Origin of the sequence: Limnospira sp. (assembly GCF_051859755.1) — a bacterium.
GTDB lineage: Bacteria > Cyanobacteriota > Cyanobacteriia > Cyanobacteriales > Microcoleaceae > Limnospira > Limnospira fusiformis.
In genome coordinates this window covers 7,254-27,010 of the sequence record NZ_JBIMLI010000061.1, presented here as the reverse complement: position 1 = coordinate 27,010, position 19,757 = coordinate 7,254, and the positions used below count along the sequence as shown (strand labels likewise).

The 19,757-nt window shown below is 44.3% G+C and carries 15 protein-coding genes; 6 read left to right on the top strand and 9 right to left on the bottom strand.

The features are described from left to right. Positions 1–432: 432 nt before the first annotated feature. A complete protein-coding gene (gene psb29, locus ACTIE0_RS12440) occupies positions 433–1,164 on the top strand; it encodes a photosystem II biogenesis protein Psp29 (RefSeq protein WP_071533514.1) in 732 nt (243 codons plus the stop codon). Between the two features lie 67 nt (positions 1,165–1,231). Here the strand turns inward: psb29 and ACTIE0_RS12435 are convergent, their stop codons facing one another. Continuing rightward, entirely contained in the window at positions 1,232–1,783 is a 552-nt protein-coding gene (locus ACTIE0_RS12435; protein ID WP_006620775.1) for a late competence development ComFB family protein, read from the bottom strand. 403 nt (positions 1,784–2,186) lie between these two features. Beyond that, the gene (locus ACTIE0_RS12430; protein WP_006620776.1) at positions 2,187–3,101 is read right to left on the bottom strand and encodes a M23 family metallopeptidase; all 915 of its coding nucleotides are present in this window, start codon (positions 3,099–3,101) and stop codon (positions 2,187–2,189) included. Positions 3,102–3,198: 97 nt separating this feature from the next. Here ACTIE0_RS12430 and hypF point away from each other — a divergent pair, with 97 nt between their 5' ends. Further along, on the top strand, positions 3,199–5,589 hold the full coding sequence (hypF, locus tag ACTIE0_RS12425; RefSeq protein WP_006668040.1) for a carbamoyltransferase HypF: 2,391 nt from the start codon (positions 3,199–3,201) through the stop codon (positions 5,587–5,589). 56 nt (positions 5,590–5,645) lie between these two features. Here hypF and ACTIE0_RS12420 read toward each other — a convergent pair whose 3' ends face one another. The 6 genes from ACTIE0_RS12420 to ACTIE0_RS12395 all read right to left on the bottom strand — a co-directional run bounded on the left by ACTIE0_RS12420 (position 5,646) and on the right by ACTIE0_RS12395 (position 12,832). Further along, the gene (locus ACTIE0_RS12420; protein WP_006668041.1) at positions 5,646–9,305 is read right to left on the bottom strand and encodes a DNA polymerase III subunit alpha; all 3,660 of its coding nucleotides are present in this window, start codon (positions 9,303–9,305) and stop codon (positions 5,646–5,648) included. Positions 9,306–9,356: 51 nt separating this feature from the next. Then, complete coding sequence (gene grxC, locus ACTIE0_RS12415; RefSeq protein ID WP_006620781.1) at positions 9,357–9,671, bottom strand: glutaredoxin 3; 315 nt, start codon at positions 9,669–9,671, stop codon at positions 9,357–9,359. A gap of 34 nt (positions 9,672–9,705) precedes the next feature. Next, positions 9,706–9,963, bottom strand: coding sequence for a hypothetical protein (locus tag ACTIE0_RS12410; RefSeq protein WP_006668042.1), 258 nt, complete (start codon positions 9,961–9,963; stop codon positions 9,706–9,708). 265 nt (positions 9,964–10,228) lie between these two features. Beyond that, positions 10,229–10,996 carry a PspA/IM30 family protein gene (locus tag ACTIE0_RS12405; RefSeq protein WP_439516913.1) on the bottom strand — a complete coding sequence of 256 codons (768 nt, stop codon included), beginning with the start codon at positions 10,994–10,996 and terminating at the stop codon, positions 10,229–10,231. A gap of 443 nt (positions 10,997–11,439) precedes the next feature. Continuing rightward, complete coding sequence (locus ACTIE0_RS12400; RefSeq protein WP_439516912.1) at positions 11,440–12,207, bottom strand: PspA/IM30 family protein; 768 nt, start codon at positions 12,205–12,207, stop codon at positions 11,440–11,442. Between the two features lie 139 nt (positions 12,208–12,346). Then, positions 12,347–12,832 carry a CRR6 family NdhI maturation factor gene (locus ACTIE0_RS12395; protein WP_006668044.1) on the bottom strand — a complete coding sequence of 162 codons (486 nt, stop codon included), beginning with the start codon at positions 12,830–12,832 and terminating at the stop codon, positions 12,347–12,349. Between the two features lie 302 nt (positions 12,833–13,134). Here ACTIE0_RS12395 and ACTIE0_RS12390 point away from each other — a divergent pair, with 302 nt between their 5' ends. From ACTIE0_RS12390 to ACTIE0_RS12375, 4 genes are all read left to right on the top strand, one after another. Then, a complete protein-coding gene (locus tag ACTIE0_RS12390) occupies positions 13,135–15,321 on the top strand; it encodes a hypothetical protein (RefSeq protein WP_006668045.1) in 2,187 nt (728 codons plus the stop codon). Positions 15,322–15,489: 168 nt separating this feature from the next. Continuing rightward, on the top strand, positions 15,490–17,319 hold the full coding sequence (locus tag ACTIE0_RS12385) for a DUF3685 domain-containing protein (RefSeq protein WP_006668046.1): 1,830 nt from the start codon (positions 15,490–15,492) through the stop codon (positions 17,317–17,319). Between the two features lie 107 nt (positions 17,320–17,426). Beyond that, positions 17,427–18,176 carry a DUF1995 family protein gene (locus ACTIE0_RS12380; RefSeq protein WP_006668047.1) on the top strand — a complete coding sequence of 250 codons (750 nt, stop codon included), beginning with the start codon at positions 17,427–17,429 and terminating at the stop codon, positions 18,174–18,176. Positions 18,177–18,221: 45 nt separating this feature from the next. Continuing rightward, positions 18,222–18,983: a metallophosphoesterase family protein gene (locus ACTIE0_RS12375; protein WP_006668048.1), complete on the top strand. Its 762-nt coding sequence runs from the start codon at positions 18,222–18,224 to the stop codon at positions 18,981–18,983. 1 nt (position 18,984) lies between these two features. On the opposite strand, the gene ACTIE0_RS12370 is transcribed toward ACTIE0_RS12375, so the two are convergent. Then, positions 18,985–19,569, bottom strand: coding sequence for a hypothetical protein (locus ACTIE0_RS12370; protein ID WP_006620791.1), 585 nt, complete (start codon positions 19,567–19,569; stop codon positions 18,985–18,987). Positions 19,570–19,757 lie beyond the last annotated feature (188 nt).

The following is a 19,757-nucleotide window of genomic DNA, read 5'->3' as shown; positions in this document are numbered from 1 at the left end:
GAAAGGGCGGGACGGCCAAAACTATGCCCTGGCTAAATTTTCCTCGGGCAAGCGATACAATGCCGACCTCAATGGGGCGCTCAATATTGCTGCACGAGGTATTCTTCAGCTCACTCGCCGAAAGGACAGTGAGGAGCCCTCGAGCCAAAGTTCGAGGGCGATCGCCTAGAAGCTGGGCTTGTTTGTGTGACCTGTGGACTAGCACGGTTCCAGGTTAGCACCGACACCCCCACCTGCCTTGGGCGGGTGGGGTGAGCTTCATGTTAGGCAAGAATGGCCGGGGGTTCATCTACGAAGTCCCGGTTGTTGGTGCTAATCATCGCTGATTGCTCTAACTACTATTGACAGTCTTGGCAAATTTACCGTCTCAGGGGACAATTAGTTTAAGTCCCTCCCGGTCACATAGACGCGGGGCTTTTAGAAATTTTAACCGTGAACAATATCCGCACTGTTTCAGATACCAAGCGAGCTTTTTACAACATCCATACTCGGCCGATTAACTCTATCTATCGTCGCGTGGTTGAGGAGTTAATGGTGGAAATGCACCTGTTGTCCGTCAATGTCGATTTTAAATATGACCCCATTTATGCTCTGGGTGTGGTCACGGCCTTCGATCGCTTTATGCAAGGATACATCCCCGAAGCCGATAAATTGTCGATTTGGGCGGCTTTGATTATGGCCCAAGAAAGCGACCCTAATCAATATCGGGCTGATGCTACGGCTTTAGAGGCACAAGCGGCGACCCTTTCTGTGAAAGATTTGACCGAAAGGGCTAAGATAGCTCAGGAAAGTTCCGGGGATGACCCTTTGCAGTCCTGTTTTCATGCGATCGCCAATAACCCTAAATTCAAATACTCTCGGCTATTTGCCATTGGTTTATATACTCTCCTAGAAAAAAGCGATGTCACAGCGGCTCAGGACTCGGAAGGGTTAAAAACCATCCTAAGTGACTTTAGTGAGGCTTTAAGGCTACCTAAAGACAAGCTGGAGAAGGATTTAGACCTGTACCGCACCAACCTAGAAAAGGTCGCTCAGGCGCGGTTAATGGTAGAGGAGATGACCCAAGCTGAACGCAAGAAGCGGGAACAAAGGGCCGCCCAAAGCCAAACTGCCACCTCTGGTAGCAAGAACCCTAGCAAAGATGATCAGGTGTCTGATTCCTAAGCCAGTGGTTATCGGTGGCGATCGCAATAGGTGCATTAGTTAGCACCAACTGAGCGATCGCCTTAAATTAGTTTGGGGTATTAGTTTCGTGATCCGGTTCGTAGTCTTCCGCGTAGGCTTTCAGTAAACCGCTCATTTGTCCCAATAGAGAACTATCGGATATCTGGCCTAACACTTTTTGATTTTGGGCGGCGCGGTCTAAGTTTCGTGCAATAGCCTCTTTCACTTGGCTAGAAATGAGGGCTTGTAGTTCCTCCTTAGCGCGAGACCTCTGATATTGCGCCCCCTCCTCTGTAGTAGCATACAGTGGGGGTAAGCGGTTGAGAGCATAGGCGGCAATATCCCCCACATCCAAAGACTGCTCGCTTACTTCATCAATTTGGGCCACTTGAGCGATCGCCTCACTGAGAACTAACTCTTCCATCACATTAATAAACTGCTTGCGGGGTAAAACAACCACTTCCCCCGTCAACAAAGCACCCATGAGGCGATCGAGAGCCATATACTCCTCGATGGATAATTCTGAAGCTGTATTACATATCCGCCCTACCTCTGCTTCCATAGATGGTGTCAAATAACCATCCTGTAAAGCCTGATCAACAATTTTTTCAATACTCATCGAAACTCCTGGGTCTAAAACCCCGTCCTTCTAGGACGGCTTTACAAATTAATTAACTATACGCCACGAATTGTAGGATAGAAACCGACAATCTTTACGCAGTAGCTTGATAGCCCCGTCTATTTAGGGGCTTAACATCCCGTGAGGGCAGACTTGCATAATGCAGAAATGTTCGGTAGCAAAGTGGTTTCATCGGCGAGGGGCAAAATGGACATCGAAAAAAAGTAAAGCCTTCGAGCCACCTATAGGGGCGCTTTGACTAGGCCTGTGAGAACTTTTGGTTCATTCCCGAATCTCCGTTGCGTGATTCGCCCAGAGAATAAAATTAGTTCTACACCAATCAACCACTGATTAACTCAAACTCCACAAAACTAAATTTTCTAATCACCATCAAGAGAATCATTTATTCTATACCGTCAAACCGCCAAGGGACTGGATCTACACATTGGCCGTGAACATAAAGACCCCAATGAAGGTGTGGTCCCGTAGAGGCCCCCGTTGATCCGATCGCCCCAATGGTCTGGCCTGCTGTCACCATTTGTCCTTCCTGTACATCAATTCGACTCAAGTGAAGGAAAATACTGGTAACTCCCTGACCGTGATCAATACCAATAGTGTCACCGTGGATTTCAAATCCTTGGGACTCACGCCCCACCAGAGCCACCCGACCCGCTGCTGGTGCTATCACCGGAGAACCCGTCGGAGCGGCATAATCAACCCCTCGATGATAATAGTTTTCGGCGAACTTCCCGTTATAGTATCTTCGGACTCCATAAATTGTTGTCACCTCACCGGAACTTGGACGCAAAAACGGCCCATTCCAATGTCTTTCGGGGGTAACAATTCGTTTAAATTCATCAACCCGGTCAAACTCATGGTCTGTACCTCGCCGCCCAGCGCTATCTGGTGGGAGCCAAATTGACTGGGTGGGAAAACGGCGATCGCGCAATTGCACGCTCACATTACTCTGTTGGCTACCATTGCTAATCTGAATTGATTTCGCACCCGGTTGGTCTAGGGGAGTCGTCGGAATTAAAGCGCGATAGCGATCGCCACCCAGCGCAAACAGAGGATAGTTTTTCCCTCCCATTGTCACTGTTGGTTGTGACTCCTGGCTATTGACCCCACTTATCACCACCGAAATAGTATCTCCCAACTGAGGGGAGGTAGGGCTAACTTGAACTTGAAAGGCTACCGCTGGCTTAGTTACAATCAGCAACACAGCAGCAAGTGCTAAAAACAAGCTGCTGGTCAGTCGTTTGATTTGACGGCTTTTTCCGTGAACACCAGTCATCGCGTACTCTGGTAATTGTATCATTAATCTCTGTTTCTTCTGTTAACTCATCAATTCGGACTTATTTTAACCAATCAGATAAATTTTCGAGAGTTTGAGTTTAGTGTTTCTCCGATCTCCTATGTTGTCTACTTCTGATCAAAATCTGTCTCGCCTCAGTTTAACTATTCGCGGTGCTGTTCAAGGTGTCGGGTTTCGGCCCTTTGTCTATCGACTCGCTACCCAACTGAACCTCAAAGGTTGGGTAAATAATTCCGTGGGGGGGGTTTTTATTGAAGTCGAAGGCTGTTCAGAGAGTCTTGAGCGCTTCCAACAGCGCCTGCAAATAGAAAAACCACCAATATCGCATATTCACAGTTTAGAAGCCGTTTGGCTGCCTCTGGCTGGCTATTCTCACTTTGAGATTAGAGCTTCTCAGTCAACTATTCAGGGCGCTAAATCAGCGATCGTTTTGCCAGATCTTGCCACTTGTCCCCAATGCTTACAAGATATTTTTGACCCCCATAACCGCCGTTTCCGCTATCCCTTTACCAATTGTACTAATTGCGGGCCGCGCTACAGCATTATTAAAACTCTCCCCTATGACCGGGAGAATACTACTATGGCCGCCTTCCCAATGTGTCCTAATTGCGATCGCGAATATCACCACCCTGGCGATCGCCGTTTTCATGCTCAACCTAATGCTTGTCCCGTCTGTGGTCCCATTTTAGAATTATGGAATCATCAGGGACAGGTTTTGGCTAACCGCCATCATGCCTTATTACAAGCCGCCGCCGCCATGGGTCGCGGTCAAATTGTCGCCATGAAGGGTTTGGGAGGCTTCCAGTTACTTGTAGATGCTACTAATGCCGCCGCCGTTGAACAATTGCGAGTCCGTAAGCATCGACCCCATAAACCTTTTGCTGTAATGTATCGCAGTATACAGCAAATAGCCCAGGTTTGTGATATATCCGCCGCCGAGGAACAATGGTTGCGATCGCCTCAAGCCCCCATTGTGCTATTATCAAGGCTGCCCGGTGCATCCGCTTTGGCGGATAATGTCGCTCCCGGTAATCCTAATTTGGGGGTTATGTTACCTTATACCCCCCTCCATCATTTGTTGATGGCTGAGTTAGATTTTCCCATTGTTGCCACCAGCGGTAATTTTTCCAACGAGCCTATCTGTACTGACCAGACGGAAGCCCTCCACCGTTTGGGGAAAATTGCCGATATCTTTCTGGTTCACAACCGCCCTATCGCCCGACCAGTAGATGATTCCGTCGTGCGGAGTGTTTTGGGTGAACAGATGGTTATTCGCCGCGCTAGAGGTTATGCACCCCTACCTGTGACAATTTTAGACAGAGATAGCCACCATACAACACATGATTCTATTCTATCACAGAGCATTTCTAATTGTCAATACCCATATATTTTGGCAGTAGGTGGACACTTAAAAAATACCATTGCTATTGCCGTAGAAAAACAAGTTTTTATCAGTCAATATATTGGCAATTTGCAGAGTCCACAAGCGTTTCAGGCATTTAAAGAAGCAATTAACAGCCTCAGTAATATCTATGATTTTAAGCCTGATGTGATTGCTTGTGACGCACACCCAGACTATATTTCCACTCAGTTTGCGTATCAATTAGCTGCTGATATTTGGCAACAAGAAAAACGGCAAGTTCCCGTCATTCCAGTACAACATCATTATGCTCATGTTTTGGCGGTTATGGCAGAACATCAATTATCATTTCCCGTCTTAGGAGTAGCTTGGGACGGGACTGGTTATGGATTAGATGAAACCATCTGGGGGGGAGAGTTTCTACTAATTAATAAAATCGGCTTTCAGCGAGTCGGACATTGGCGAAATTTCCCACTTCCTGGAGGTGATAAAGCCGTCTTAGAACCCCGACGATTAGGCTTAGGATTATTATATGAATTGTGGGGGGAACAGTTATGGGATTATTTGAATAAGCAGAAAATTAGCTTAGGGAATTTCCCCCAGTTAAAGTTAATTTTGCAAATGCTGAACCGGAAAGTTAATACACCTAGAACATCTAGTGTCGGGAGGTTATTTGATGCGATCGCTTTTTTGGTCGGTCATCGCGACAATATCAGTTTTGAAGGACAAGCCGCCATGGACTTAGAATTTGCGATCGGCGATGTAATTACTGATGAGCATTACCCAATTAATTTGCACCAAAGTTCAGGTAAAATCATTTTAGATTGGGAACCCATGGTCAAGCAGGTACTTAAAGATTTTAACAATCATGTTCCTGTCAGCCTGATCTCTGCTAAATTTCACAATACCTTAATAGAGGGAATCATTATGGTATCTCAAAAGTTTCCAGAGGTTCCCCTTGTCTTGACTGGAGGATGTTTTCAAAACCGATATTTATTAGAAAAGACTATCCAGCGACTAACTTCAGAAGGCATTATTCACTATTGGTCTAAACAGGTTCCCACCAATGATGGCGGGTTAGCATTAGGACAGGTCATGGCTATTATCATCAACAATCTAATTAATAATTAATAATTAATAATTAATAATTAATAATTAATAATTAATAATTAATAATTGCCGGTGGGTTATTCATTATCAATTGATAGTATATCAACGGTAAAACCAGAAGTTTTTAACTGTTGTACGATCGCCTCTTGATTTTCTACCCAGAATTGAGAGCCAAAGCGTACCAATGGTTTAGGCGAAACTTGACCATCAACAATGGCTTGAATAGGAACCCTTCCCAAGCCTTGATTACTTCGATATTCTTCCAAAATGCCTTTGAGAATTTGTAACCTTTCCAATTGGCAAATTTCTTCAGGAGTTAAACAGAGTTGAATCACTGAAGAAGCCGCCAAATTCGGCGGAAGTTGCGAGGGGGAACCTGGCTGATTATTCGGTTTAATTAACTCATCAGCAGACTTGATAGCGTCCACAATAATTTGAGTCTGATCATCCCGTTTTTCCACCTTACCCTCAACCACAACAACCGCATTTTCTTTTAACTCCTGTTGTACCGCCTCATAACTACTAGGAAACACCACAGCATCAATTTGTCCGGTCAAATCTTCTAGTAGTAGAAACGCCATGCGATCGCCTTTTTTAGTCAAATGGGGCTTAATATTAATTAAAATCACCGCCACCTTAACAGCAGCTTTTGACTTTTGTTCTGGCAGTTTATCCAAAGTCACATTATCCGGGAGTATCCCTGAGTCTAACAAAGACTTGAGAGGGTGATCCGAAACATAAAAGCCTAGTAATTCCTTCTCAAATTGCAACTTATCTTTAGGCGCATAATCATCACCTTTCGGAAAAGCAGGTTCTCCCGAAGGTGAATTACTCTCAGTAGTTGCATAATTGACCAAATCAAACAAATTCGTTTGACCAATTTCTCGATTTTTCGCCCTATCTTGCGCCCAAGGAATAACTATATTCAAATATTCAATTGATTGCTTGCGGTTAGCATGGAGACTATCAAAAGCACCCGATTTAATTAAAGATTCCAAAGCGCGACTATTAACCATTTGTAGATTAATGCGATCGCACAAATCCGCCAAACTGCGAAAAGGTCCCCCTTCCTCTCGTACAGATAGCAAATGTTCAATCGCGCCATCTCCCACATTTTTAATCGCCGACAACCCAAATACAATCCTATTTTCTATAGGCGTAAAATCCACATTAGAGCGATTAATATCAGGTGGAACTACATCAATACCCAAATGCTTACAGGATTCAATATAAGCCCTAACCTTGTCAGTATTGCCACTATTCTCCGTCAGCAAAGCCGCCATATACTCTGTCGGATAATTAGCCTTTAAGTAAGCCGTCTGATAAGTAATGTAACCGTAGGCGGTAGAATGGGATTTGTTAAAACAATATTCAGCGAACTTAACCATTTGGTCGAACAGATGTTCTGCGATATTTTGGGGGACTCCATTGCGCGTCGCACCATCAATAAAAGTTTCCCGATGCTTCTGCATTTCCGATGCTTTCTTTTTCCCCATAGCACGTCGCAGCAAGTCCGCCTGACCCAAAGAATACCCCGCCAAATCTTGAGCCATTTTCATAATTTGTTCTTGATAGACCAAAATTCCATAGGTCTCATTCAAAATAGGTTCCAAAAGTTTATGCTCATAGCGAATTGGTTCTCGTTTATGCTTACGATTAATAAACTGAGGAATTAAACCAGCGTCTAAAGGTCCGGGTCTATACAATGCCAAAATAGAAGAAATATCCTCAATACTGGAAGGCTTTAAGTCCTTCACAATCTGACGCATTCCCGAAGATTCTAGTTGAAATAAACCTTCCAAATCTCCTCTTTCCAAAATCTTATAGGTTTTCGCCACATCCTCCGGCATTTTTTTCACCGCACCTTTAGCCAGAATATCCATGGCTTTACGTTCGTCAGCGGCTAAATTATAGGGGTCAATATCTAGGTGATGATTTTGGGAAATATAGTTTAAAGTTCTTTGAATAATCGTCAAGTTTTTTAAGCCCAAAAAGTCCATTTTCAACAGACCCAGGGCTTCTATATCTTCCATAAAATATTGAGTAATGACCGACCCATCATTATTCCGTTGAAGAGGGACAATTTCATCTAAAGGCTGTTTAGAAATCACCACCCCCGCTGCGTGAACTCCAAAGGTTTTGTTAGTCCCTTCAATACGAATTGCCATGTCAACCCACTGACGCACAGCAATAGTTCCCACTTCCTCACCAGCATCATTTTTAATGGGTACAAAGTCATTATCGTATGCTTGTTTAAATTCCGGGGATGGACTTTGGTCAGAAATCATCACCTTTAATTTAGTCGGTTTACCACGAGATACCGGAATCATTTTTGCCATTTGATCCGATTTGCTATAGGGTATTCCTAACACCCTAGCAACATCTTTGAGTACCGCCTTAGAAGTCATGCGGTTAAAGGTGATAATTTGAGCAACTTTCTCTTCCCCATATTTGGAGGTAACATATTTAATCATTTCATCACGGCGGTCTATGCAGAAATCTGTATCAATATCCGGCATAGATTTTCGTTCTGGGTTCAGAAAACGCTCAAATAGTAACCCGTGATGAACCGGATCAATATTAGTAATTTGTAAGGCGTAAGCGACCAAGGAACCCGCCGCCGAACCCCTACCAGGACCGACAGGGATATGATTATCTCTAGCGTGTTTTATGTAATCCCAAACTACTAAAAAATAGGTAGCAAAACCCATTTTTTGCATCATTTTTAATTCATATTCGAGCCTTTCTCGATAGACGGGCTTGATTTCCGATCGCCCTTGAGCATTTAATCGTTTTTTCAAGCCTTCCCAGGCGATTTCTTCTAAATAAGTATCAGCGGTATGATTCGGAGGTATCGGATAATCAGGAATACGAGGTTCCCCTAAAATTCCGGTATAGGGTTCCACTTTTTCCGCCACTTCTAAGGTATTAGCGATCGCTTCTTTAATCACCTCATCTGGGAGATGATCTCGAAACAGTTGCATCATCTCTTCCGCCGATTTTAGGTACTCTGTGCCACTATAACGTAATCGGTTATCCTCAGTAATTAACTTTTGTGTATTAATACATAATAAGGCATCATGTGCTTCCACATCATTACAGGAAATAAAGTGTGAATCATTAGTCGCCACAATTTTGACTTCAAATTCCCTCGCCAGTTGCACCAAAGCCACATTAACAATGCGGTCTTCTGGGGAACCATGATCTTGAATTTCTAAATAGTAATCATCCCCAAACACCCTTTTATACCACTCAACAGTTTGGCGTGCGATATCCATGCGCCTCTGAAGAATAGCTTGGGGAACCTCACCCCCCAAACAAGCACTGGTAACAATTAAGCCTTCGTGATACTCTTCTAATAGTTCCTTATTAATACAAGGACGAGCAAAAATTCCCTTTCCTTGAAAACCTTTTAAGTGAGAAATAGTAGTTAATTTCACCAAGTTTTTATAGCCTTGGGTATTTTTAGCCAAGACCACTTGATGATATTTTTTAATTCCTCGCTGTTGAACTGTCACATCAGCATTGAGGACATACATTTCATTGCCAATAATAGGTTTAATACCCTTACTGCGGCAGATTTTAATAAGTTCGATCGCCCCATACATCACCCCATGATCCGTAAGAGCGATCGCTGGCATTCCTAATTCCACAGCGCGACTGACCAACTGTGGGAGTTGAGAAGCACCATCAAGGAGGCTGTAGTCACTGTGAATATGCAGTCCTACAAAAGACATAATTTAACTTCTCCAACCATTAATTTTAGATGTACAATCCCAGCCCAAATGTTAAGATAGTGGCGGAATTAATAACGGTTCTAATTTCCCTTCACTGTCTAACTGATAGAGGTCGTCGCAGCCGCCGATATGCTGATTATTGATAAAAATTTGGGGAACCGTGCGCCGACCGTTAGCCCGTTGTGCCATGGCTTCTCTAGCATTATTATCGCCATCTATTTGATAATCAGTATATTCAACCCCTTTCCACCACAGCAGCAGTTTGGCGCGGATACAGTAAGGACAGGTTTGCCAACTGTACACCTCAACCTTAGCCTTGAATTTACCGGGATTTCTGCCGATAATATTATTCAAAAAATCTAGCATTTTATCAACTCCTATTATTTCGCAAAAACTCAGATTAATTATAATTAATATAGTTCATGTTTTTAACTTCGGCACGCAGTCGCGAAATTAATTTTTGCTCCTTATATATTGATGTATAATAGTGCAGCATAAAAACCATATTGATTCCAAAAAACAAAGAAGTTAAAATGGTTCTAATAGCCGCCGCCAAACTCAACTCGGAAACCACCGTAAATAGAGCAAATACAATAGAACATAGACCAAAACCAGCCGCAAATGCACTGATGGTTAAAAATCGAACTTTGAGCATCATAAGTTCAAAGAATGAGAAGTTAATTTATGCTTACCAATGGTTATAACCCCAAACAACATAAGTAGGTGCTTGATCTGGATTTACACAGATTATTGCTGATTTAGTCCCCAAAGTCAAAGAATTATCCACACTCAGACCTGGGGAAGATTTAGGGAGCAGGGAACAGTTGCCCAAAGCAGGGCGCTACACCCCACGCCCCAAAAAACCCTACACCCTACTACTTCCCGGTTTCCCGACCCCAGACTGAAGCCTCCGAGACAGCAACTTATTTATTAAGTTCTCTACGCAACTCCTCAAGTTCGTTGTCAATCTCCGGATTAGAAGCCGAACTATCAGTAGGCTCAGAAGGTGATAATTGAGGCTGATTAGCAGGAGCGCCAGCCAGTTGAGCCTTCATAGCCGCCAACTCATCATCAACATCACTTCCCGCTTCCAGCTTGATGAATTGTTCTTCCAAGTCACTATCCATCAACTCAGCCGTCGCTTGAGACTTGGCTTCCTGAATCATGACTTTTTCCTCCATGCGTTCAAAAGCCGAGGTAGCACTACTGGTATTAATACCACCAAGGAGATTATTGAGCTGTTCATTAGCCTTAGCCGCCTGAGCTCTAGCCTTGAGCATATTTTTCTTAGTCTTGGCTTCGGAAATTTTACTCTCTAAGCTAACCAAGTTCCGCTTGAGAGTCTCTACCTGTTCAGTTTGCTGCCTGAGACTCATTTCCAGGGTATTAGCGGTTTCGACATAGCCCTTTTTGCGCTGGAGGGCCTCCCGCGCCAAGTTTTCATCGCCCTTTTGTAGAGCTAGTTGCGCGCGAGACTGCCATTGGTTAGCTTGGGACTGGGCTTGATTATACTGTTGTTGAGAACGTTTTTGCTGGGCGATGGTCTGAGCGACGGCTTGGCGCAACTGGATCAGATCCTCTTGCATTTCAATAACAGCTTGTTCAAGTATCTTTTCCGGGTCTTCTGCCTTATTCACCAAGTCATTCAAGTTGGCCCTTACAACTCGGCCGATACGGTCAAATAATCCCATGACGCTGTTTTTCCTTAAATGGTGTATAATTGACTTAGAATAATCAGTCTGGTTAAAGTCAGCTAGTTTAAGGGTATAGGCTAAGACCTTCCCTGACTAGAACCGATAGCTATAGTTTAACTTGTTAATCGAAAGTGTTTTAGGATCGCTGTTCAATCACATCAAATAAACCCTCATCGAGATCGTAGAATGAGAAGTTAATTTATGCTTACCAATGGTTATAACCCCAAACAACATAAGTAGGTGCTTGATTCGGATTCAACAAGATTATTGCTGATTTAGTCCCCAAAGTCAAAGAATTATCCACACTCAGACCTGGGGAAGATTTAGGGAGCAGGGAACAGTTGCCCAAAGCAGGGCGCTACACCCCACGCCCCAAAAAACCCTACACCCTACTACTTCCCGGTTTCCCGACCCCAGACTGAAGCCTCCGAGACAGCAACTTATTTATTAAGTTCTCTACGCAACTCCTCAAGTTCGTTGTCAATCTCCGGATTAGAAGCCGAACTATCAGTAGGCTCAGAAGGTGATAATTGAGGCTGATTAGCAGGAGCGCCAGCCAGTTGAGCCTTCATAGCCGCCAACTCATCATCAACATCACTTCCCGCTTCCAGCTTGATGAATTGTTCTTCCAAGTCACTATCCATCAACTCAGCCGTCGCTTGAGACTTGGCTTCCTGAATCATGACTTTTTCCTCCATGCGTTCAAAAGCCGAGGTAGCACTACTGGTATTAATACCACCAAGGAGATTATTGAGCTGTTCATTAGCCTTAGCCGCCTGAGCTCTAGCCTTGAGCATATTTTTCTTAGTCTTGGCTTCGGAAATTTTACTCTCTAAGCTAACCAAGTTCCGCTTGAGAGTCTCTACCTGTTCAGTTTGCTGCCTGAGACTCATTTCCAGGGTATTAGCGGTTTCGACATAGCCCTTTTTGCGCTGGAGGGCCTCCCGCGCCAAGTTTTCATCGCCCTTTTGTAGAGCTAGTTGCGCGCGAGACTGCCATTGGTTAGCTTGGGACTGGGCTTGATTATACTGTTGTTGAGAACGTTTTTGCTGGGCGATGGTCTGAGCGACGGCTTGGCGCAACTGGATCAGATCCTCTTGCATTTCAATAATAGCTTGTTCAAGTATCTTTTCCGGGTCTTCTGCCTTATTCACCAAGTCATTCAAGTTGGCCCTTACAACTCGGCCGATACGGTCAAATAATCCCATGGCGCTGTTTTTCCTTAAATGGTGTATAATTGACTGAGAATAATCAGTCTGGTTAAAGTCAGCTAGTTTAAGGGTATAGGCTAAGACCTTCCCTGACTAGAACCGATAGCTATAGTTTAACTTGTTAATCCAAAGTGTTTTAGGATCGCTGTTCGATCACATCAAATAAACCCTCATCGAGATCGTAACCTAACATTTGAGCCATAGACTGAAGCCGGGAGCGACTTGGTAATCCCATCTCCTGAAGCCAACGGGTAATCACAAAAATTTTCTGCATCAGGAAAATCTCCAGAGCTTCTGGATTGTATTGTATGCCTTCGCGACCGTGAAACTGGTGGGGAACTAGCATAGCGACATAACGAGCCAACTCTCCCGATCGCCAGTCTAAAACATAAGGTAGCCAGGGATATTGGCTATCAAGACAAATAAACCACAGTCGAACTTCTGGCACCTCAGACAACTCGCGGGGGTCTTGGTCATCTAGGGGATAGTCAATCTCAAAGCTGATTTCTGGTTCGGCACTTCTGAGCTTTGATTCCTGAATCAGTTGCTCAACAACCTTGTCAACAGGTGAGATATCCAGATGATTGATGCAGTGGGAGTCTAGTGTGATTCTAATGGTCATTAAGTTTAACTTGGGCCAAGCTACAATTAGCGGGTTACTTTAATTTTATCATTGCTTGACAAAGGAATCGGTATAGTTGCGGTTAGCCAAAATTGCCTGAGTATTAAGGCTAACATACAGTGCCATTAGGTGGGAAGTTACCAAGGCAACTTAACAATGATGCTCAAAGGGAATTGATCTGTTAACATCAAGTTGCCCTACAATGGTGTTTTTAACTCACCTGGGGTAAAACCAGGGGACAACTCAAGGAACCCACCCACCATGCTTAGGCTGAACCATTAGCACCAAAGGAAGATGAAGTTATGGCAACTCCCCAATTTGAACACTCTAGCCAACCTGCATTAGAAGCAAGTGCATCCAGTGATGTGGTTGTCTCTAGTGATGCGGGAATGATTGCAGAAACAAGTCAACCTATAGTTTACCCGAAAAAGCGAGGCAAAAGGCCGGGTGTCCCCAAGGGTTTTTGGGGATGGCAACTGCTTTGGTTATTTTTCCTATTAGGTTTCGGAACGACGGCAACGGGTGCATTATTATGGCTACTGACTACGCCACCCCCTCCTAATTGTGAAGAAATCTCAGCAATTTCGGCAGCAGGCGATCGCCTACATTGTGCAGACCAAAGTACAAAATCGGGTAAACTAGAGGATATTCAAGCAGCATTTGCCCTAGTTAACAGTTGGCCAGAAGACCACCCCCTGCAAAACCAGGGAAGACAGATGATGCGAGAATGGTCTCAGAGGCTGATATTCTTCGCCAATCAAAGACTAGAAGCGGGAGACTTGCAAGGAGCCTTAGATTTGGTGGCGGTGGTTCCGGCTGATAGCCCCGCCTATGAGGAAGTACAGCGAGCCATGGCAAGTTGGCAGAATTATTGGGATGAGGGTTTAAATTTAGCCAGACAAGCGGAAAACGCGATGAAATCCCAGGACTGGAATCAGGCTTTCCGCTATATTCAAGCTGTGGGTAAGCTCAATAATGTACACTGGAACACTAAGCGATTTAATGAACTACTCGATCGCCTTAGCTTAGAAAGGCAAGGAGAACAGCGCCTCAAAGAAGCTGCCAACATAGCCAAGCGTTCTACTCCCGAGAGTTTAGTTGAAGCGATAGAACTGGCTAACAAGGTTGATGAGCAACTGTTTATAGTTTCGTTAGCCAAAAAAGAAATTACCTCCTGGAGTCAGAAACTCTTAGAGTTGGCGGTATCCGCGACTGAGAAACAAGATTTTGATCAGGGGATTAAAATCGCCCGAATGGTTCCCTCGTATTCTCCGGTTCACAGGGAAGCGAAGGATATTATCTTACTAACTGAGCTGCAACAGGTGATTTCTAACCAATCCCTAGGACAGCCTCTGCTACAAATGGCCACGTTAATTGAGGGTCAAGCGGCGCTAGAAAGAATACCAAGCGATCGCCTTCTGTATCAAGAAACTAAGGCCATGGTGGATGATGCCTCCGCCAAAATTCAGGATTTAGTAGGCATACAATTAGCCAGTACCATAGCTAAAGTCAACCATCCCTGGGCTTTACAATTGGCGATAGATCAAGCCCAGATGATTGCCCCAGAGCGTCCCCGTCGCCTTCAGGCTCAAACCTTAGTAGCACATTGGCGCAATGAAGTACAACGGATACAGGATAGACCCTATATCCTCATAGCGAGAGAAGCAGCCAGAACGGAAACCGTCGATGGTTTTAGGACAGCGGTAGCCTATGCTGAAAATGTGGCACTTGGGCGACCTTTACGCATTGAAGCCCAAACTCTAATTGCCGAGTGGACAAAACGGATTCAGATTATTGAAGATCAACCCATTTTTAGCGAAGCATTAGCCCTGGCTCAAGATCATAAATTGAGTGAGGCGGTGAAAAAGGCTTCAGAAATTGGCCGAGGTCGCGCCCTATATAACGACGCTCAGGAGAAAATTGCTGCATGGGTGACAACCATTCAGACGGCGGAAGATCAGCCAATTTTGGATAGCGCCTACTCATTAGCAAGTCGGGGTAGGCTGACAGCAGCTATTAACGAAGCCTCTAAGATTGGTTCTGGTCGCGCTTTATATTTTGAGGCTCGAAATGCGATCGCTCGATGGTCAGCAGAACGCAACGCTATTTGGGCAAGTCAACGAGCAGCAGAGGAATCTTACCGCGCTCCGGCTCGTCAGTCTTACGATAACTCTAGGTCCTACGAGTCAAGTTATTCAGATAACTGGAGTTCAAACGAGCCAAGTTATTCAGATAACTGGAGTTCAAACGAGCCAAGTTACTCTAATAATTGGGATTCTTACTCGTCAGGTTACTCTGATAATTGGGGTTCAAACGAGTCAAGTTATTCTAATAATTGGGATTCTTACTCGTCAGGTTATTCTGATTATGTAGCACCCGCCCCCGCCCCCGCCTATGAACCAGCCCCAGCGCCCGCCTATGAACCAGCCCCAGCGCCGGCTATTTCTGGAGATTACAGCGCTCCCGATTCTAATTTTTTCTTGGAGTAACACAAATCACATTTTGAGAAGATTCCTCAGGTGATTTCTGGTTGTAGGTTGAGGCTCAAAAAAATGGTTCCCGATGGTGGTTGTGCTTGGGTACTGATGCCATCAGGTCAGGTATAAGTCCCTGAAACCAACGACAAAAATACTTTTATTATTTTGCTCGGACTGGATATGAGCCAATCGATTATTCAACTGCTGCTGATTGATGATGATCCTATATTTAGAATGGGAGTCAAATCAATTTGTGAGCCATTTTCTGACCTGGAAGTGATTGCAGAAGCGGTCACTCTGAGAGAGGCTTTAGCAGTGTTAGATAATTGGGTAAAGCCACCAGTCGCGCCTACATCGGGAGTGATTCCTGATACTGTGAAAGTGGCGATTTTGGAGTTGAGGATTAAAGATTTAACTGCCCAAAAAAATCAGGGTACTTTGAATCAGCAACGTTCAGCGATCGCATTTTGTCAGCAAATCCAAGCCTCTTATAAAAATATACCCCTGTTGCTATTTACCTCGGAATCAGATCCTAACTTACTAATCTCTCTCCGGGATTTAGGAGTCCAGGGTTATTGTCCCAAGGGAGTAGGATTAGAAGAACTTTTGATCGCACTGCGACAAGTAGCAGCCGGAGAACGCTATTGGGTCAGTCCTATTTCTGGGGCGGCGCTATCTTCCCAGAGAAACCCACAGCGCGCGCTCACCAGTTGGCAAAAATTTCGCTATGGTTTAGTTAAACCGGGGCTAAGGTCGATTGAACAAGCGCTACAAGAATTAACCAAAGAACTCCAGGAGGCTGAATCTATCCCTAGTGATAAGGTTATGATGCTAAACTTGCTGATTACTAGGGGTCGCTATCGGGAGTTACGCGCCGCCAGGTGGCTGGTGAGTCAGTTAATACCACCATTACCACCCCCTGTTAATAATCCTCCCTCACCCCCAGACCCCCTTAGTCAACCATCATCCCCAGGAACTAACCAACCCCCCAACCCTGGTCAATTAGCAACCACAAACGATTCTAGTTTAGTATTAGCTACTGAGACTTCTACGGTGGATGTACAGTCGCTATTATTTGATGTGACTGTGGCTAAACTGCAATCAGGTTTGGTTAATTATACTGGTATCCCCTTAGAAATAGATATACTTAAACTAACTAAAAAACAAGAGCTGATTTATACAATATTGCGTAAATCTGAGGATTTAATCAATGAATTAAGGCTGTCGGAGATACAGCCAGAACAGCTAGATAGAAAAAGTTATAGCCTGATTATAGATTTGTGGAAAGAAGCGATCGCCGATTTTTTTGGTAAGTATTATTCGCTCAATGTCAGAGATGCTCAAGTGGAAGTAGTACCGGTATTATTGAGGGATGCTCCCCTAGTGGAAAAGGAAATTCTTAATCATATTCCCCTGATTAGGGATTTACTGGCTCATTTGTTATTCGGAGAACCCCTAACCATTGATAATCAAGTTTATGCCCTAGGTAGTTGGGAAGCCACACGACGCGCCGAAGCCTTATTGCAACATTGGGTGATTCAAGTCGCTAATGGGGTAATGCAGCCTTTACTTAATCATTTTGCGGATTTGGAGGAAGTTAAACAAACATTCTATGATCGGCGGCTACTGTCAACTAGGGAAATTGAAAAATTTAGGAATAACTTGTCCTGGCGATATCGCGTGAGACGCTATATGAGTGAACCCCAGGCGATTTTTGAAAGTAGCTATACATTATTCATTTTAGGCGATCGCGGGATTGAAAAACTGACAATCTATGCCTCCCGTCGCCAAGAACTAGAACAACTTTCCGGCATTCAGTTGGCGGTGACATTGGTCTTAGAAGGTCGCGATGCGATCGCCCCTAGGGTGAGAACAGCTATATCCTTTATTGGTAGCACAGCAGTTTATCTATTAACTCAGGTGCTAGGTCGGGGTATAGGCTTGATTGGCCGCGGTATTATTCAAGGTATTGGTTCTTCCATTCAAGATAGCCAGTTTAGGAAAAAATAGTCCTCATAGTCCCGGATTCTTTGGTAGAATGAGTCTAAGGCGGTATTTATTTCCGCGCTTTAACCCGTGTGGGTATCATTCAAGGGTTCGACCTACAGAATTTTGAGATGACACAACTCCCAACTACCCTATCTGAAGCGATCGAACAAGCCAAACAAGCGGCAACTGCTGCTCTCGATGATGGCTACAAATTGATTCAAGTTGAACTGGTATTCCCAGAAATTGAACTTCAAGCTCAGTCGATCGCCTCCCAGTTTATCCCCGCCCTCGAAAAACCCGACACCCTGCTTAAAGTCTTTTTTCCCGATGCAGGGTCGGCAGCTTTGGCTCGTCGAGATTGGGGAGAAACTCCTTTCCGAGTCACCGATATAGGAACCAGTCGTTCCCCCGTAGAAACTCGCCTACAACCCGATGATGGGCAGTTTTTGGTCGTGTCTCCATCTCCTGTAGAAGTTAACCAAGTCGAAAATCTGCATAAATTGGCAGGCGATCGCTCGGTGGTTCTTCTTAATCCCCGTTTAGAAGATGTTGCTATCATAGGCATAGGATACGCGGCTCGCCAACTGCGGGAACGCTTCCTAAACATTATTGAGTCTTGCTACTATCTCAAGCCTCTCGATGGCGCGGCTTTATTTCGCTGCTATCCAGGAACTTGGGAAGTTTGGCTAGAAATTGAGGGGGAATACCAAAAAATTACCGAACAATCAACTAAACCTGTGGGTGATCAGCTAGAACAAATCTTGGCTCGTGCCACCCAGGGAGATGACCCGTCATCTGTTACACCCAACCTACCACCTGCTAAGAAAAAAGGTTTTCTGTCCGAACTGCAAAGTTTTATCAATGCTTTGAGTAGATAAGCCACCTTTCACTCAGGGCAATTCATTGAGACATAAAGAAAGAAAATGTCTAAGCGGCGGATTGTTATTGGTGATATACACGGCCACTATAAAGGAATGATGGCCCTTCTTGACAAGGTGGCTCCCAATAGTGATGATGAGGTCTACTTTCTTGGGGATCTCATCGATCGCGGCCCGAAAAGCGCTCAGGTGGTTGAATTTGTCAAAAATAGCCCCTATAAGTGCTTAATGGGTAACCATGAACAACTCATGTTGGAAGCCCTCCCGGAAGTAGGTAGAAATCAACAGGCTTGGCAGGCTTGGCTTTATAGTGGTGGTCAAACTACTGTGGCTTCCTATCAAGAGGCGGAAATTATCCCTCGCGACCATCTGCATTGGATGCGATCGCTGCCCCTATTTCTCGACCTCGGAGATACTTGGCTGGTTCATGCCGGAGTTAACCCCAGGCGACCAATTGAACAGCAAACTGCTTCCGATTTTTGCTGGATTCGTAAAGAGTTCCATTCTATCCCAAAACCCTATTTTGACAAAAAACAGATTATTATCGGTCACACGATCACTTTTACTTTTGATGGGGTGGAACCAGGAAATCTTGTCCAAGGACAAGGTTGGTTGGGTATAGATACAGGGGTTTATCATGCTAAGAGTGGTTGGCTAACAGCCCTGGAACTTGATACTAATACGGTGTATCAGGTGAATGCACTCTATTCTAAGTTTCGTGTCCTACCCCTAGAAGAAATTGTCACTACCCTCAAGCGACCCTCTATTTTTGATAGGTTGCGTTATGTAAGCCCTCAAGCACATTAATTTACTTCCCTGTTGACGGCGGCGGGATGATTTTTGTTAGCCAAGTCTCGATTCCTCTTTTAGTGGGTTTTCCTGATGCGGTAAATCCCCAAATATCCCGCTTATGTTGGGGACCATAACTAATATGAATGGGGCGATCGCATCCATAAAAATATAAAGAGTCGAAGGGTAAATGATGATCTATAATCCAATCAACCAGTTGGTTACTTTCCAGATTTATGATCATAAAATCACAGGAAGCCCCTAATCGAGAACAGTAATATTTGCCTTTTTGGTTAAGTTCATGGGCTAGATGTTGGTCTAGGTTAGGGGCAACCCTACCGTTTTTGATTCCGGTGTGGTCATCTTTTTTTTCTAGGTATCTTTTCAGGTCCTTAGAACAAAATCCATAGGTTAACTGAAAGCGATCGCGCCCAAATTCATCAATAATTGGGTCGAGAATTGCTTGATTTAAGTCCTTGATCGCCTCGATACTTTCTGGCTGTTGTGGGTAAGGATTAATGCGATCGCTATATTTAGCATAAGTTTTTGTACAAGTACAAAACTCTTCTAAAAACAGATATTTCCCCAGTTTAATATTATCCATAAATCATGCCCCTAAACCTATCCTCCCTTTCCCAGAGAGCAGCTATATTAACCTGAACGCCCCCTAATTATTAATTATTAATTATTAATTATTAATTAAATAGATCGCCTATTTCCCCAGTTTAATATTATCCATAAATCATGCCCCTAAACCTATCCTCCCTTTCCCAGAGAGCAGCTATATTAACC